Genomic DNA, 13,526 nt, shown 5'->3' with positions numbered 1-13,526 from the left:
AGACGTGGAATCGATCTTGGAGCTATCGGGAGTAACAAAAACGTATGGAGCCAAGCGTGCGCTGGACAATGTTTCTTTCAAAATCCAGCCCGGAAGGATTATAGGCTTGCTCGGCAGCAATGGCAGCGGCAAAAGCACCTTGATGAAAATCGCCGCGGGCCTCATGCCGCCATCCTCCGGTCAATTGCTCGTCTGCGGGGAACCAAGCGGTCAGCGGACCAAAGCTTTGACTTCTTTTATGCCGGATAAGCCGCTGACGGAATCCTGGATGCGGGTGAAGGATGCGATTGGCTTTTACAAAGACTTCTATCCGGACTTTGACGCCGCAAAAGCCGATGAGATGCTGCAATTCATGAAATTGCAGCCTGCGGACAGGATCAGCACGCTGTCCAAGGGGATGAACGAACGGCTGCAGCTAACCTTGGCTTTGTCCCGCAACGCCAAGCTGTATTTGCTGGATGAACCGATTGGCGGCGTGGATCCGGTTGCCCGAGAGAAAATATTGGATGCGATCGTTAAATACTATAACGAAGACAGCTGCCTGATTATATCCACCCATCTGGTACGGGATATTGAACGGATTTTCGATGAGGTCATCTTGATCAAGAACGGAAGCATTGTCCTTCAGGAGGAAGTGGAGACGATCCGGTTCTCGCATGGCAAAAGCGTGGATGAGCTGTTTAAAGAGGTGTTCGCGGAATGATGAATTTGCTTAAGCTGGTCAAATACGATTGGAAGCGTAACGCAAGTTTTTTGCTTATCGTTGGAGCCTTATTCGTATTAACCGGAGGCGCGGTAACCGTATACGGCGGGGTTAAGAACCTGGATACGGACCTGATTTACGTGCTGACCTTTCTTGTTTATTTGGCTATAACGATTTCGCTCTGCGTAACGGTATGCAGGACTTACGAGCGTAACCTCAGGTATTTTAACCGCCGCCTTCTCCCGTTGCCAGCCTTATATACGGTGTTGTCTCCGCTATTGCTCGGAATCGCGGGGCTGATTGTTATTGGAGTTATTGGCGTGATCCATCTGATTGTACTTGGCGGTGTCGTGGACACGGTACATTTGCGGGTATTCGATATTCTCGCGGACAGAGGCTTTTGGGCGATGCTGATCTCAAGTATCTTGTTCGTGTTGATTATTTTCTCAAGCATTACGGTAGCGAAGGTATTTAGTGGGAAAAAGGGCTCCTGGATAGGCGCTGCTCTCTTTATTGGGCTGCAGCTCGCCATTCAATGGGTGGAAACGAAACTGTTCCCCAGCATGGATGTCTCTACGGATCAGTTCTTTAAATCCGTTAACGTGAAAATAACTGATTCCCCTGAACAGGTCGTTCATGTGCAGGCCAGTGTCCCGAATTTTTGGGGACCGCTGCTCTATGAAGCTGTCGTCATCGTTCTGCTGGTCTATACGATGACCTACCTGATTAACCGGAAGATTGAGACTAGAGGATAGGATTTGCGATAGAGCTTTCTGAGGTGCTAAGCGCCCAGGGAAGCTCTTTTTTTGTCAGAAATTGATGCTTTCGCCCTATTCTTTCAGTTGACGGTCCCTTGCTCAAAGTGTTTCAATTAAATTTGATGAGGTTGGACGGATCATGAAGAAGGGAGAGAATTGCAGCTTTGAATAACATCATGAAGCAGTTTATGAAGGCCTCGCGGATACGCGTCCTTCCGGTTATGCTTATTCCCGTTGCGCTTGGCGCATTGGGTGCTTTTGTGTGGGACGGCAACTTTAATATCTGGCTGCTCCTGCTCACGCTTATTGGCTCGGGCGCGGCGCATTTGTTCTCGAATATGATCAATGATTTGTGGGACTACTACAACGGAACGGATGAAGCTGCCAAACAGGCCGAAGGGGTTATCTCGACAAACTCCGGTTATTTGACGAACGGAACGTGGTCGATCCGAGTGTTTGCAGCCGTAACCTGGTCGCTATTCGGAATTGCAGCGGTCAGCGGTATTATTTTGTCGGTGATCAGCGGATGGCCGGTTATCGTATTTGGCGGACTTGGAGCATTGATCGCTTACTTCTATGTAGCGCCGCCCATTCGTTTCGGCTATCGCGGTAAGGGCTATAGCGAAATCGCAATCCTGCTGTCGTTTGGTATTTTACCCGTTGCCGGCGCGTACTATGTGCAGTCCTCGCAGCTCGACTACCGGGCGTTATTGCTTTCGCTTCCGATCGGACTGCTTACCACGCTTATTTTATTTAATCACCATTTTCTGCACTGGCAGGCGGACAAGCAGGCCGGCAAAAAAACGCTGGTTGTCGTATGGGGAGAACAAAGAGCGCTGGTCTTCTCCAGATGGCTGCTCGTTCTTGCTTACGTCTCGCTGATTATTTGCGTGTTTGCGGGTGCGCTCCCTTGGTACGCGCTGCTTGGATTAGTAACGGCTGTACCGCTGTATGCCGTGTACGGCAAGCTGAAGGAGCATAATCCTTCCCACGCCTATTTGCCGTTGATGGGCAATTCGGTTAAGGCGACAAACCGTTGCGGCGTTATTTTGATTGCTGCATTAATCATTCAAGGCCTCTTATAAGAGAAGACGGTCATCATTTCATAAGGAAAGCCGAGGGAACAGAAGATGAGTAAACAATGGGTGCTTGGGGATTTCGATACGATCCTTGACGAAGGCAAAGTATGGACGATTGGCGGCTTCCCGCTGCCGGACGGTACGTTCTGGCAATACCGCGAGCCGGATGCGGTTGTTATCGTACGCAACGGTATTCTGTACGTACGCGCTCCGCTTAGCCGCAAGCATGACAAGATTCAGATTCTCGACAATGCCAAGCATATGTATTATTCGGCGAAGCCGGTGGAAGTGCCGGAGAAGGGCGAGATCAGCTTCGAGCTCCAGATCCGCGCCCGTTCGCAGAACACGGCGCCCGGCGATTTGTACGACGGTTACGCTTCGTTAAACCTGCTTGACTTCACAACTGGCGGCGCGCTGGACTTCTTTGCCGGCAACGACAAATACGCAAGCGTTTATGCGGTTCTGCCATTCCCGGGCGTTTCGGTACCGGAGACGGACAAGACAAGATATTTCTGCGTATTCAAGGAATCAACCGAATTCCAGGCCCGCGAGTTCAATACGTACAAAATTACGTACAACCGCGAAAATGACGAGATTGTCTTCTACGTAAACGGTACGGAAGTGCGAAGGGAGCATAACGTACCGGTGAAATTCAACCAGTTCACGGTAGCGCTTGGCATTATGACGGAAAAGGATCTGTCGCCGGAAGGAAGCGTATCCGTTCATGGACAGACGGTTATAGGGGAGTATTCGCCAATTACGATTACGGTAACCGAATAAGAGTTCTGACGAGGCCGTTCCTTTAGGAGCGGCCTTTTTGTTTTGTTCGCTGGTCAATCTTGACACTTGTATTAAAGAGCGGATTAGGCAAAATAAATGGCGAAGTGCTTGACACAGCCTTCGGAGTAATGTAATGTTACTAACATAAATAAAGTTACTTATAAATCACCTAGGAGGCAGACAAAAATGTCAAATACTTCTACTATTTCGAAATCCCTTATTGAGGCTATCAAAGCAAGACGCACTTATTATGCTATCAGCAATCAATCGCCAATTTCGGACGACCAAATCATCGGCCTTGTGCAAGATGCAGTAAAATATTCGCCGTCCGCATTCAACTCCCAAAGCGCGCGCACAGTTGTATTGCTTGGCGAAAACCACGCTAAACTGTGGAACATCGTAAAAGAAACACTCCGCAAAATTGTACCTGCCGATCAATTCGCTTCCACGGAACAACGTGTTGACAGCTTCAAGGCAGGCTATGGCTCGGTGCTGTTCTTCGAAGACACAACTGTCGTTGAAGGCCTTCAAAACCAGTTCCCAAGCTATGCCGACAACTTCCCTAAATGGTCGCAGCACTCTTCCGCAATCGTTCAATACGTTGTATGGACTTTGCTTGAGGAGCAAGGCCTGGGCGCTTCCCTCCAGCATTACAACCCGCTGATCGACGAAGAAGTGAAGCAAACTTGGAACATTCCTGCCAGCTGGCAGCTGATTGCTCAAATGCCGTTTGGTACTCCAACTGCAGCGCCGGGCGAGAAACAATTCCAGCCAATCGACGAGCGCGTGAAAGTTTTCAAATAATATCGCTATAGGAAAGAGCAGCTCCGATTCGTTGGAGCTGCTTTTTCTATGCATGGGAGCCGCAGTACTAGCCGTTATAAGTAAAAACATGTACAATAAAAACCGATACATCATTTATACCCTTTTTTATTCGACTGGAGGACCCTATGAGTATCGACTCGCGTACGTTGAAGCAGCTGCTCCAGCTGCAGCTTTCACCAACTCTGGATTTTCAAACGGCTGCTAATCCGCTTGACGTGAATAGCGGCGACGGCAGTACGTCCATGTTTGACTTTTTGCTGTCTCAATATATGAACGGCGATTTTGCCGATATGGATAGTATCCAGCCAAGTATGCTTACTTCGGAATCGCTTGCCAAGCTGGCTAGCGTGCCTAGTTTGTACAGTACCGCATTAAGCGGCGGAACGGATCAGACAAGCAATTCCGCAACATCCGATTATGACGCTCTGATTACGGAGGCAGCGGCCAAATACGGCATTGATCCCGAACTGATCAGAGGTGTTATTCGTACAGAGTCCGGATTCAATTCCGATGCGGTATCCTCCGTAGGAGCAAAAGGACTTATGCAGCTGATGGATTCGACTGCCCGCGGTCTTGGGGTAACGGATTCCCTCGATCCGCAGCAGAACATTGATGGCGGTTCGAAATATTTATCTTATCTGCTTGGCAAATACAACGGTAATGAACAAGTGGCGCTTGCCGCTTATAATGCCGGGCCCGGCCGGATCGACCGGCTTGGCATTTCAACGGACAGCGAACTGCTAGCAAACCTGGACAAGCTTCCGGAAGAAACGCAGCGGTACGTAGGCAAGGTGCTTGGAGCCCGCTATTAGTCCGCTTGATTATGATTTGAAATTTGGTTTGGAGATACAACTTGCCTCTAAACGCGGCCGTTCATCTTGAACGGTCTCGATAGAGGTTTTCTCTTTTTAGGAAAGGTGTTGAATATATGCTGTATTTCGATCATTGCGCATCCACACCGCCTTACGCGGAGGTTGTGGATACGTTCGCGGAAGTTATGAAAGCTCATTACGCCAATCCTTCCTCTATTCATCGCGCCGGAGTTGAAGCCGACAAGTTGATTGGCCGTTCCCGTTCCGTGCTTGCGGAGCAGTTCGGCGTAAAGCCGGAGGAATGGCTGTTTACGTCGGGCGGAACGGAAAGTAATAATCTCGCTGTAAAAGGGGCTGCAAGGCAATTCCGCAGCCGGGGCAATCATCTGATTACTACCCAGATTGAGCATTCATCCGTCAATGATGCCTTCCGTCAGCTTGAACAAGAAGGCTTTCGGGTAACCTATTTGCCTGTCAGCTCGACGGGGCATGTGGATCTCAAGCAATTAAAGGCGTCTATAACGGATGAGACGATATTGATCAGCATCATGCATGTCAATAATGAAGTAGGATCCATACAGCCGATTGAGAAGATCGGCCAGCTGCTGTCCGAATACCCGCGCATCCTGTTCCATGTGGATGCGGTCCAGAGCATCGGCAAGCTCCCGGTTAAACTAAAGGAGTGGAGAATCGATCTGCTCAGCGGTTCGGCGCATAAGCTTCGCGGACCTAAAGGCGTCGGTTACCTGTATGTGCGGGAGGGTCTGCAATTGCAGCCGCTGCAATCCGGAGGCTCGCAGGAACGCGGCATGCGGGCAGGCACGCAAAATGTACCGGGCATTGTCGCCTCGGCTAAAGCGCTGCGAATGAGCATGCAGGCCGAAGAGAAGAACCGCAGCCGGATGTATGCGCTGCGCGAGCGGCTAATCCGGCAGGCTGCGGGGATTCCGCAGCTTGTGCTGAACGGCAGCGAGGACGCGGCGGTTATGGCGCCGCATATCGTGCATTTTTCCTATCCGGGCATGAAGCCGGAAGTTATCGTCCATATGATGGAGGAGCAAGGCGCAATCATCTCGACGAAATCGGCCTGCTCCTCGAAGGATAATAAGCCAAGCAAGGTGCTGCTGGCGATGGGAGCAACCCCAGAGCGTGCGGCTGGAGGAATCCGCATCAGCTTTGGAGACGAGCATACGGAGCAGGACATCGACAAGCTGGTTGAGATGCTGAGCAATACCGTTGCGCAGCTGAAGCCGCTTGAAAGGAGCAAATCTTAACGTGATTTACGATAAAGTGATTGTCCGTTATGGCGACCTCGTCATGAAGGGACGCAACCGCAATCAATTCGAGAAGCGGATGCAGCAGCAGATCAAGCTGGCTCTGAAGAGCTTCGCCGCATTGGCTTACGCCAAGTCCTTCGGAAGGATGACCATCTCCCTGAACGGAGAGTCGTTTGAACCGATTGCGGAGCGGCTGAAGGATGTATTCGGCATCATTTCGTTCAGCCCGGTGATCCAGGTGGAGAACGAGCTGGAGAACATTCAAGCTGCGGCCTTGCAATTGATGAAAGGGCTGGAGAAAGAACCGGCAACCTTCAAGGTAAACGCGAAGCGCGCATGGAAGCCGTTTGTGCATTCTTCGCAGGAAATGAACCACTTGGTAGGTTCCCATGTGCTGCGCGCTTTCGCCGATCTGAAAGTAGACGTGCGGAAACCGGAAGTGGAGCTGCGCGTCGATACTTACCAGGAAGGAACCTTCGTTTACAACACGGTTATTCCGGGAGCCGGAGGCTTCCCGTTTGGCTCGAACGGCAAAGCGGTGCTTCTGCTGTCGGGCGGCATCGACAGCCCGGTAGCGGGCTGGATGGCCATGCGTAAAGGTCTGGAGCTGGAGGCGGTGCATTTCCACAGCTACCCTTTCACCAGCGAGAAGGCGAAGGAGAAGGTCATTGATCTCGCGAGAAGACTGTCCTACTATGCAGGAGCTCCGCTGAAGCTCCATCTGGTGCCTTTTACCGACATTCAGACGAGGCTGGTACAAGCCAAGCAGGACAGCATGATGATTACGCTGATGCGCCGCGCCATGCTCCGCATAACCGAGCAGCTGGCTGTCCGAAACGGTGCCGGCGGCATCGTGACGGGAGAGAGCCTCGGTCAGGTGGCCAGCCAGACGCTGTCCAGCATGAACGTAATCGGACGGGCGACGGTACTGCCATTGCTGAAGCCGCTTATCATGATGGACAAGCAGGAGATTATTAACGAAGCGGTGCGGATCGGAACCTTCGAAACCTCCATCCTTCCTTATGAGGACTGCTGTACGTTGTTCCTGCCGAAATCGCCAACCACGAATCCGAACCTGAACGTTGTGGAGCGGGCGGAATCCTATATTTCGGAGCTGGAGCAAATGCTGCTTGAGGCCGTGGAGCGTACGGAGGTCATGGAGCTCACACCGGAAGCGCAGCCCGAGGAGGAACCGGCAGGGGAAGACCGCTGGTTTTAAAATATTAAAAAAGCAGAGAACCCGTTAGACGGTTTCTCTGCTTTTTTCTTGTACAGCATGCTTTCTGCGGTTATTGGTCAACAATCCCGCAGCGATAATCAGCGCAATGACGAGAATGACAAAGGTCCAATAAAAAGCGGGGTTGTCCTTGAAGAAACCCTCGAACGCTTTTTCATGGGTAATCATCTTGGCTGCTGTATAACCCAGTACACCGGAACCCAGATAAATGATCCATGTAAATTGGTTGATCAGCTTAATGAAGAGCGTGGAGCCCCAGACGATAACCGGTACGCTGATCAGTAGGCCTAAAATAACAAGCAGCGTGTTGCCGTGCGAGGCGCCTGCGACTGCGATGACGTTATCGATTCCCATTGCCGCATCGGCGATAATGATGGTCTGAATCGACTGCCAAAGCGTATTTCCGGCTTTGATGTCGCCATGCTTATCGTCTTCCTGTACAAGCAGCTTATATGCAATCCATAGAAGCAGGAGACCGCCTGCCAGATGGAGCCAAGGCAAACCGAGCAGCCGTACCACGGCGACCGTAGCAATGATGCGGATGCCGATTGCGCCTACCGTACCCCATAGGACGGCTTTCTTCTGCTGATGCTGCGGCAAGTTGCGGGCGGCCATACCGATAACAATGGCGTTGTCGCCTGCCAGAATGAGATCGATAAAGACAATATTGAGCAGTGCCAGCCAAAAATCTACTGTAAATACATCCATTATTCGTGACCCTCCCTTCCGACAAATATCCCGATAGTCTCGAAAGACTTCATTTACTACGCACGAAGGACGGGGGAGGATTCAAAAATTTTTTGGACATCCCTTCATAAAACTTGTCCGTTTCTCATACAGGTGGTAAGAGAGGGGGCGAACGCAAAATGGATAGTGTGCTGACTTTTCTTCAAATTGTCCTGATTAACCTGTTATTAAGCGGAGATAATGCCGTCGTTATTGCAATGGCCAGCCAACAGCTGCCTCCAAAGGAGCGCAAAAGGGCGGTATGGTGGGGAGCGCTGGCTGCTGTCGGGCTGCGATGCCTGCTGACGCTGGCTGCTATTTCTTTGCTACAGATTCCTTATTTGCAGGCTATTGGTTCCTTGCTGTTGCTGTATATTGCGGCAAAGCTCCTTGCGGACGCCGGACAGGAGGGCGAGGGCGATCTGCATATGACCCGCAAGAAATCCGGATCGTTGTCCCAGGCGGTACGCACAATCGTCGCGGCGGATTTTATTATGAGTCTCGACAATGTCCTGGCGATTGCGGCGGTAGCGGACGGGGATACGGTGCTTATCCTGCTTGGGATCGCGCTTAGCATTCCGATGATCATTTGGGGGAGCCAGATTCTGGGCAATCTATTGCACAAATTTCCTCCGCTTGTATATATCGGCGCCGGGCTGCTTGGTTATGCCGCAGGAGGAATGCTTGTCCATGATCCGGGAATGGATGCCTTATTGTTTAACGGATCACGAACGGCTGCCGAAGCTATACCGCTGCTTTGCATCCCGTTTGTCGTCATAATCGGTTTATTGAAGCGGAGAACTTAAACCCATTTTCACAAACCGTTCACAGGTGAACGGTATTTTTTTGCAATGTTCCTTCTGTTCCCGCTGGTATTTTCATCGCAGTTCCTTTAAACTATGATAGATAAAAACTGGCGTCGTACGTCTGTATGGGGGTAGACGTTGTAAGGAGCGGAACGCAAATGCCTAATAACAAATATTCCGCTGGAATTATTGTGTTACTAGCTGGGGTCGTTATTTTACTGGGCAAACTTGGTGTATTCAGCTTTTTGGGGGCTATTTTTTGGCCGCTGCTCGTCCTCATTCCGGGAATTTTGCTGCATGTATTTTATTTCGGCAGGCTTCTTCCCGCGGCAGCGCTTGTACCTGGTGGAATACTAACCGTGTCTGCGCTGCTGTTTATGGTTTGTAACATTTTTGGATGGGATGCACTGAAATATTTGTGGCCGCTGTTCCTGCTAGGCGCAGCCATCGGTCTTTACGAATATTATTTATTTGGCTCGTCCCGCCCGCGATTTGCGCTTACGGCGTCTGTAACGCTTGCCGTTGCTTCAGCAGTTTTTCTGTTGCTCGTCTTGTTATGGAGCTGGGGAATTTATCTTGTTGCGCTTGTCCTGATGGTTGCCGGTGGCTGGATGGTAATCACAAACCGCTCGCGCCGCTGGTAAATGTCCGGTAAGTAATGTAAGGAAAGAAAATTAGACAAAATGGAGTGGATTATTAGTTATGCAAGCAAGAGAAAACATCCGGAATATTGCGATTATCGCCCACGTAGACCACGGCAAAACAACTTTGGTCGATAAGCTGCTGCAGCAATCAGGTACATTCAGAGAACATGAAGCTGTACAGGAGCGCGCAATGGATTCCAACGACTTGGAACGCGAACGCGGTATTACCATCCTGGCGAAAAATACGGCGATTACTTATAAAGACTACCTGATTAATATCGTCGATACACCTGGACACGCGGACTTTGGCGGTGAAGTAGAACGGATCATGAAGATGGTTGACGGCGTATTGCTCGTTGTCGACGCGTTTGAAGGCTGCATGCCGCAAACAAAATTCGTATTGCGGAAAGCACTCGAAAGCAACCTTACGCCAATTGTTGTCGTTAATAAAATTGACCGTCCGAATGCCCGCCCTACGGAAGTTATTGATGAAGTGCTCGACCTGTTCATCGAGCTTGGCGCGAATGACGATCAGCTGGAGTTCCCGGTTGTATATGCTTCCGCATTGATGGGTACTTCGAGCCTTGATCCCGAGAAGCAAGATGACAACATGCAGGCTTTGTACGAAACGATCGTAAGCCACATTCCTCATCCAACCGAAACGGTTGATGAGCCGCTTCAATACCTTGTAACCCTGCTTGACTACAATGAATACCTGGGTCGTATCGCGGTTGGCCGCGTGAACCGCGGTATCGTTCGTCAAGGTCAATCCGTTGCGGTTATCAACCGCGAGGGTGCCGTGAAGCAAGCCCGTATCGAGAAGCTGTTTGGCTTCCAGGGTCTGAAGCGTATCGAGATTGAAGAAGCAGGCGCAGGCGACATCGTTGCGATTGCGGGTATTAAAGACATTAATATCGGCGAGACCATTGCCGATCCTGCGAAACCGGAAGCTTTGCCGGTTCTGAAGATCGATGAGCCTACGCTGCAAATGACGTTCCTTGTCAACAACTCTCCGTTCGCGGGCCGCGAAGGTAAATGGGTTACTTCCCGTAAGCTTCGCGAGCGTCTGTTCAAAGAGCTTGAGACGGACGTTGCGCTGCGCGTTGAAGAGACAGACAGCCCAGACGCCTTTATCGTGTCGGGTCGCGGTGAGCTTCACCTTGGCATTTTGATCGAGAACATGCGCCGTGAAGGCTTCGAAATGCAAGTGTCGAAACCGGAAGTTATTATCAAGGAAGTTGACGGCGTTAAATCCGAGCCGTACGAACGTCTTCTGATCGACGTTCCGGAAGACAGCATGGGCGCCGTTATGGAAAGCCTTGGAACGCGCAAAGCGGAAATGGTCAACATGATCAATAACGGCAGTGGCCAAGTACGTCTGGAATTCATCATTCCTGCACGCGGCTTGATCGGCTACCGTACTTCGTTCCTGACTTTGACGCGCGGTTACGGCATTATGAACCATGCATTCGACAGCTACGGTCCACTTGCAGCCGGAGTTGGCGGCCGTCACCAAGGCGTACTCGTATCGAGCGAGACAGGAACATCGACCTTCTACGGCATGCTGGGCGTAGAGGACCGCGGTATTCAATTCGTTGAGCCAGGTACAGAAATTTACGAAGGCATGATCGTTGGCGAGCATACCCGCGATAACGACATCATCGTAAACATCTGTAAAGAGAAGGCACTGACTAACGTGCGTTCCGCTGGTAAAGATGATACCGTCAAGCTCAAAACGCCTCGTCTGTTCTCCCTTGAGCAAGCGCTCGAGTATCTGAACGATGACGAATATTGCGAAATTACGCCGAAGTCGATTCGTCTGCGTAAAAAAATCTTGAATAAGAGCGAGCGCGAGCGTGCCGAGAAGCACCGCAAAATGGCGCAAGCAAACGCATAATCACCTGGCAGGCATAAGGGGGTCACGGCATGCAGCAATGGTTGAGCGACCATCACGCCGTATCGTATTTGCTTATTCTTGGATTTACGATTTATATCTTCAACAAAGTGTTCAGGGCTAACAATCAGAAGCTTCCGATCCTAAAAGAAGTACTTGTCTACATCCTGATGGCCATCGGCTCGTTTGTGCTGATGGTCCTGCAGGTTGATAAACTTCCTATTATTCAATGTATGGGAATTGCCGTGCTTATGATGCTTATGCTTCGCGGCCGGCAGCTCTACGACAAATGGAAAAATAATCGGGCCGACAGCGGCGCCGTAAAGGAAGCTGATTCAGGCAAATGACGTTTGATGATGCCTTGTTCAACTGGCTGCAGATTCATATCGTAGCCGAAGACCGGCCGGATGATCGGGCGGCATTGGATACCCGTGACTTTTTCGCGCAAATTTTGTCGGAAGACCACGAGGTTTCCAATCCGCATATTTCGGCAACGGATGCGACGATGGTTCATGTCAAATATGAGCGCAACGGACGCACAAAGCTGCAAATGTATCCGCGGGAAGCTGCCGAGCAGCTTCTCGTTGATATCCGGTCCAATCCGAAATATAACTGACATAAAGGTGATGATCCTATGACGCAAGGCTCGGCTGAACTGCCTTCCCGGAGAGCAAATGCCAAGACCGCTCCTAGATCGCCTAAGAAACCGAAGAAAAGACGCGTGTGGAAAGTCGTGTTACTGCTATTTTTAGCTGTTATTTTGATTATCGTGGCATACTTCGGATTTTTGGCTAACAAGGCGAACAATGCGATTCAGCAAATAGGCACAGTATCAAACGATGACGTAAAGATTCCGACTGCGGAATCCGTCAAGAAGAAAGCTGTCGGAATGGTATTGCTTGGCCTCGATACAAGGGCCAAGGGCGGCGGCATGAACACCGACGTCATGATGGTTGCCGTCTTTAATCCCAATTCCAAATCTGCCACCGTCATTTCGATTCCGCGCGACTCCTTGCTGCAGCTGGACGGTTATGGCGAGCGCAAGGCGAATGCCAACTACGCAACGTTCTTTAGCCAAGCACGTTCCGAAAAAGGCATGGACAAGGAAGCGGCGGAAGAGGATGCAAAACGCGCGATTCGGGATATGCTGGGCAAATTTTTTGGCGTAGATCTGAAATATACGGCGGTTGTTAACTTTAAGGGCTTCGAGGACGTTGTAGACGCTCTTGGCGGCATTGAAGTGAACGTCGATATGGATATGAGATACGTCGATAATTATGACGGTACCAACATCAATCTGAAGAAGGGTTTCCAGAAGCTTAACGGAGACCAAGCGCTTGATTTTGTCCGTTACCGGAAATCGAATGACGGCAAAAACATGTCCAGCGATTTCGACCGCAACAAGCGCGAGAGCGAAGTGGTAGCGAAGATCGTCGACAAGATGAAATCGCTAAGCGGAATAACGAAAATGGGCGAAGTCATTGATGCTGTTGGCGACAACATGGAAATCGACATGCCGCCGAAGGAAATTCAGAACCTGATGAAGACGTATTTCGGCATCAGCAGCTCAGATGTGCAATTCATTCCGTTAGAAGGCGTGTGGAAGAGTCCGTACGTTTATCTGGATGAGGCCAAGCTCAGCGAAGCTCGTGCAGCTTTGCAAGCGAAAATGGCTGAATAACCATAGACTGGCGGTTACTTTACCGCTATAATAGGTGTACGGATATGAAATCCTTCCTAGAGGAGGTCATGCGGATGCCCAAAGCCGTAACCGCGACATTCACATTGAATAGAAGAAGCGGCGACGAGTGCTCGGGAAACCTCTTGAGCCTTGCGGCTGAAGAATGCATCTGTGTGCCGATCTCGGCATGTATCCGGATGGAATCGAATAAACTGATGACAGGCTTGTCCAAACGGACATACTGTCGTAAGGAAAGCCTAGTGATATGATCACTAGGCTTTTTGTGTCTTATGGCGTGGTATAC

The 13,526-nt window shown here is 50.5% G+C and carries 15 protein-coding genes; 14 read left to right on the top strand and 1 reads right to left on the bottom strand.

Annotation, left to right across the window (positions count from 1 at the left end):
- Positions 1 to 4 precede the first annotated feature (4 nt).
- The 8 genes from WFJ73_RS09155 to thiI all read left to right on the top strand — a co-directional run bounded on the left by WFJ73_RS09155 (position 5) and on the right by thiI (position 7,453).
- Positions 5 to 703, top strand: coding sequence for an ABC transporter ATP-binding protein (locus WFJ73_RS09155; protein WP_336772726.1), 699 nt, complete (start codon positions 5 to 7; stop codon positions 701 to 703).
- Positions 700 to 1,458 (top strand): hypothetical protein, encoded by a 759-nt coding sequence (locus WFJ73_RS09150; RefSeq protein WP_336772725.1) that lies wholly within the window; start codon positions 700 to 702, stop codon positions 1,456 to 1,458. The genes WFJ73_RS09155 and WFJ73_RS09150 overlap by 4 nt, the downstream gene beginning before the upstream one ends.
- Before the next feature lie 179 nt (positions 1,459 to 1,637).
- Positions 1,638 to 2,546, top strand: a complete 909-nt coding sequence (locus WFJ73_RS09145) for a prenyltransferase (RefSeq protein ID WP_442955938.1) — start codon at positions 1,638 to 1,640, stop codon at positions 2,544 to 2,546.
- A 45-nt stretch (positions 2,547 to 2,591) separates the two neighbouring features.
- A complete protein-coding gene (locus tag WFJ73_RS09140; protein ID WP_336772723.1) occupies positions 2,592 to 3,320 on the top strand; it encodes a DUF6081 family protein in 729 nt (242 codons plus the stop codon).
- Between the two features lie 204 nt (positions 3,321 to 3,524).
- Complete coding sequence (locus tag WFJ73_RS09135; RefSeq protein ID WP_442955937.1) at positions 3,525 to 4,124, top strand: nitroreductase family protein; 600 nt, start codon at positions 3,525 to 3,527, stop codon at positions 4,122 to 4,124.
- Positions 4,125 to 4,270: 146 nt separating this feature from the next.
- The gene (locus WFJ73_RS09130; protein ID WP_336772721.1) at positions 4,271 to 4,957 is read left to right on the top strand and encodes a lytic transglycosylase domain-containing protein; all 687 of its coding nucleotides are present in this window, start codon (positions 4,271 to 4,273) and stop codon (positions 4,955 to 4,957) included.
- Positions 4,958 to 5,073: 116 nt separating this feature from the next.
- Positions 5,074 to 6,231: a cysteine desulfurase family protein gene (locus WFJ73_RS09125; protein ID WP_336772720.1), complete on the top strand. Its 1,158-nt coding sequence runs from the start codon at positions 5,074 to 5,076 to the stop codon at positions 6,229 to 6,231.
- Position 6,232: 1 nt separating this feature from the next.
- Positions 6,233 to 7,453, top strand: a complete 1,221-nt coding sequence (gene thiI, locus WFJ73_RS09120) for a tRNA uracil 4-sulfurtransferase ThiI (protein WP_336772719.1) — start codon at positions 6,233 to 6,235, stop codon at positions 7,451 to 7,453.
- A 24-nt stretch (positions 7,454 to 7,477) separates the two neighbouring features.
- Here the strand turns inward: thiI and WFJ73_RS09115 are convergent, their stop codons facing one another.
- Complete coding sequence (locus tag WFJ73_RS09115; RefSeq protein WP_336772718.1) at positions 7,478 to 8,179, bottom strand: TerC family protein; 702 nt, start codon at positions 8,177 to 8,179, stop codon at positions 7,478 to 7,480.
- A 158-nt stretch (positions 8,180 to 8,337) separates the two neighbouring features.
- Here WFJ73_RS09115 and WFJ73_RS09110 point away from each other — a divergent pair, with 158 nt between their 5' ends.
- The 6 genes from WFJ73_RS09110 (at position 8,338) to WFJ73_RS09085 (ending at position 13,222) form a co-directional block, all read left to right on the top strand.
- Positions 8,338 to 9,003, top strand: coding sequence for a TerC family protein (locus WFJ73_RS09110; RefSeq protein ID WP_336772717.1), 666 nt, complete (start codon positions 8,338 to 8,340; stop codon positions 9,001 to 9,003).
- A gap of 158 nt (positions 9,004 to 9,161) precedes the next feature.
- The gene (locus WFJ73_RS09105; protein WP_336772716.1) at positions 9,162 to 9,647 is read left to right on the top strand and encodes a hypothetical protein; all 486 of its coding nucleotides are present in this window, start codon (positions 9,162 to 9,164) and stop codon (positions 9,645 to 9,647) included.
- Positions 9,648 to 9,705: 58 nt separating this feature from the next.
- Complete coding sequence (gene typA / locus WFJ73_RS09100) at positions 9,706 to 11,544, top strand: translational GTPase TypA (protein WP_336772715.1); 1,839 nt, start codon at positions 9,706 to 9,708, stop codon at positions 11,542 to 11,544.
- A gap of 29 nt (positions 11,545 to 11,573) precedes the next feature.
- Positions 11,574 to 11,888 (top strand): YlaH-like family protein, encoded by a 315-nt coding sequence (locus WFJ73_RS09095; protein WP_127498539.1) that lies wholly within the window; start codon positions 11,574 to 11,576, stop codon positions 11,886 to 11,888.
- Positions 11,885 to 12,157: a hypothetical protein gene (locus WFJ73_RS09090; protein WP_336772714.1), complete on the top strand. Its 273-nt coding sequence runs from the start codon at positions 11,885 to 11,887 to the stop codon at positions 12,155 to 12,157. The genes WFJ73_RS09095 and WFJ73_RS09090 overlap by 4 nt, the downstream gene beginning before the upstream one ends.
- A gap of 18 nt (positions 12,158 to 12,175) precedes the next feature.
- Positions 12,176 to 13,222, top strand: coding sequence for an LCP family protein (locus WFJ73_RS09085; RefSeq protein WP_336772713.1), 1,047 nt, complete (start codon positions 12,176 to 12,178; stop codon positions 13,220 to 13,222).
- The last annotated feature ends 304 nt before the right edge of the window (positions 13,223 to 13,526 follow it).

The organism is Paenibacillus sp. MMO-58, from assembly GCF_037146255.1.
Classification (GTDB): domain Bacteria; phylum Bacillota; class Bacilli; order Paenibacillales; family Paenibacillaceae; genus Pristimantibacillus.
The sequence above is the reverse complement of the archived record's forward strand: the minus strand, read 5'-3'. Positions and strand labels throughout refer to the sequence as shown.

Excerpts from the sequence above, each read along its gene's own strand:
- WFJ73_RS09095 (WP_127498539.1), top strand. The coding sequence starts at position 11,574 with ATGCAGCAATGGTTGAGCGACCATCACGCCGTATCGTATTTGCTTATT.
- typA (WP_336772715.1), top strand. The coding sequence starts at position 9,706 with ATGCAAGCAAGAGAAAACATCCGGAATATTGCGATTATCGCCCACGTA.
- WFJ73_RS09150 (WP_336772725.1), top strand. The coding sequence starts at position 700 with ATGATGAATTTGCTTAAGCTGGTCAAATACGATTGGAAGCGTAACGCA.
- WFJ73_RS09105 (WP_336772716.1), top strand. The coding sequence starts at position 9,162 with ATGCCTAATAACAAATATTCCGCTGGAATTATTGTGTTACTAGCTGGG.
- WFJ73_RS09140 (WP_336772723.1), top strand. The coding sequence starts at position 2,592 with ATGAGTAAACAATGGGTGCTTGGGGATTTCGATACGATCCTTGACGAA.
- WFJ73_RS09145 (WP_442955938.1), top strand. The coding sequence starts at position 1,638 with ATGAAGCAGTTTATGAAGGCCTCGCGGATACGCGTCCTTCCGGTTATG.
- WFJ73_RS09085 (WP_336772713.1), top strand. The coding sequence starts at position 12,176 with ATGACGCAAGGCTCGGCTGAACTGCCTTCCCGGAGAGCAAATGCCAAG.
- WFJ73_RS09115 (WP_336772718.1), bottom strand. The coding sequence starts at position 8,179 with ATGGATGTATTTACAGTAGATTTTTGGCTGGCACTGCTCAATATTGTC.
- WFJ73_RS09125 (WP_336772720.1), top strand. The coding sequence starts at position 5,074 with ATGCTGTATTTCGATCATTGCGCATCCACACCGCCTTACGCGGAGGTT.
- WFJ73_RS09110 (WP_336772717.1), top strand. The coding sequence starts at position 8,338 with ATGGATAGTGTGCTGACTTTTCTTCAAATTGTCCTGATTAACCTGTTA.
- WFJ73_RS09130 (WP_336772721.1), top strand. The coding sequence starts at position 4,271 with ATGAGTATCGACTCGCGTACGTTGAAGCAGCTGCTCCAGCTGCAGCTT.
- WFJ73_RS09090 (WP_336772714.1), top strand. The coding sequence starts at position 11,885 with ATGACGTTTGATGATGCCTTGTTCAACTGGCTGCAGATTCATATCGTA.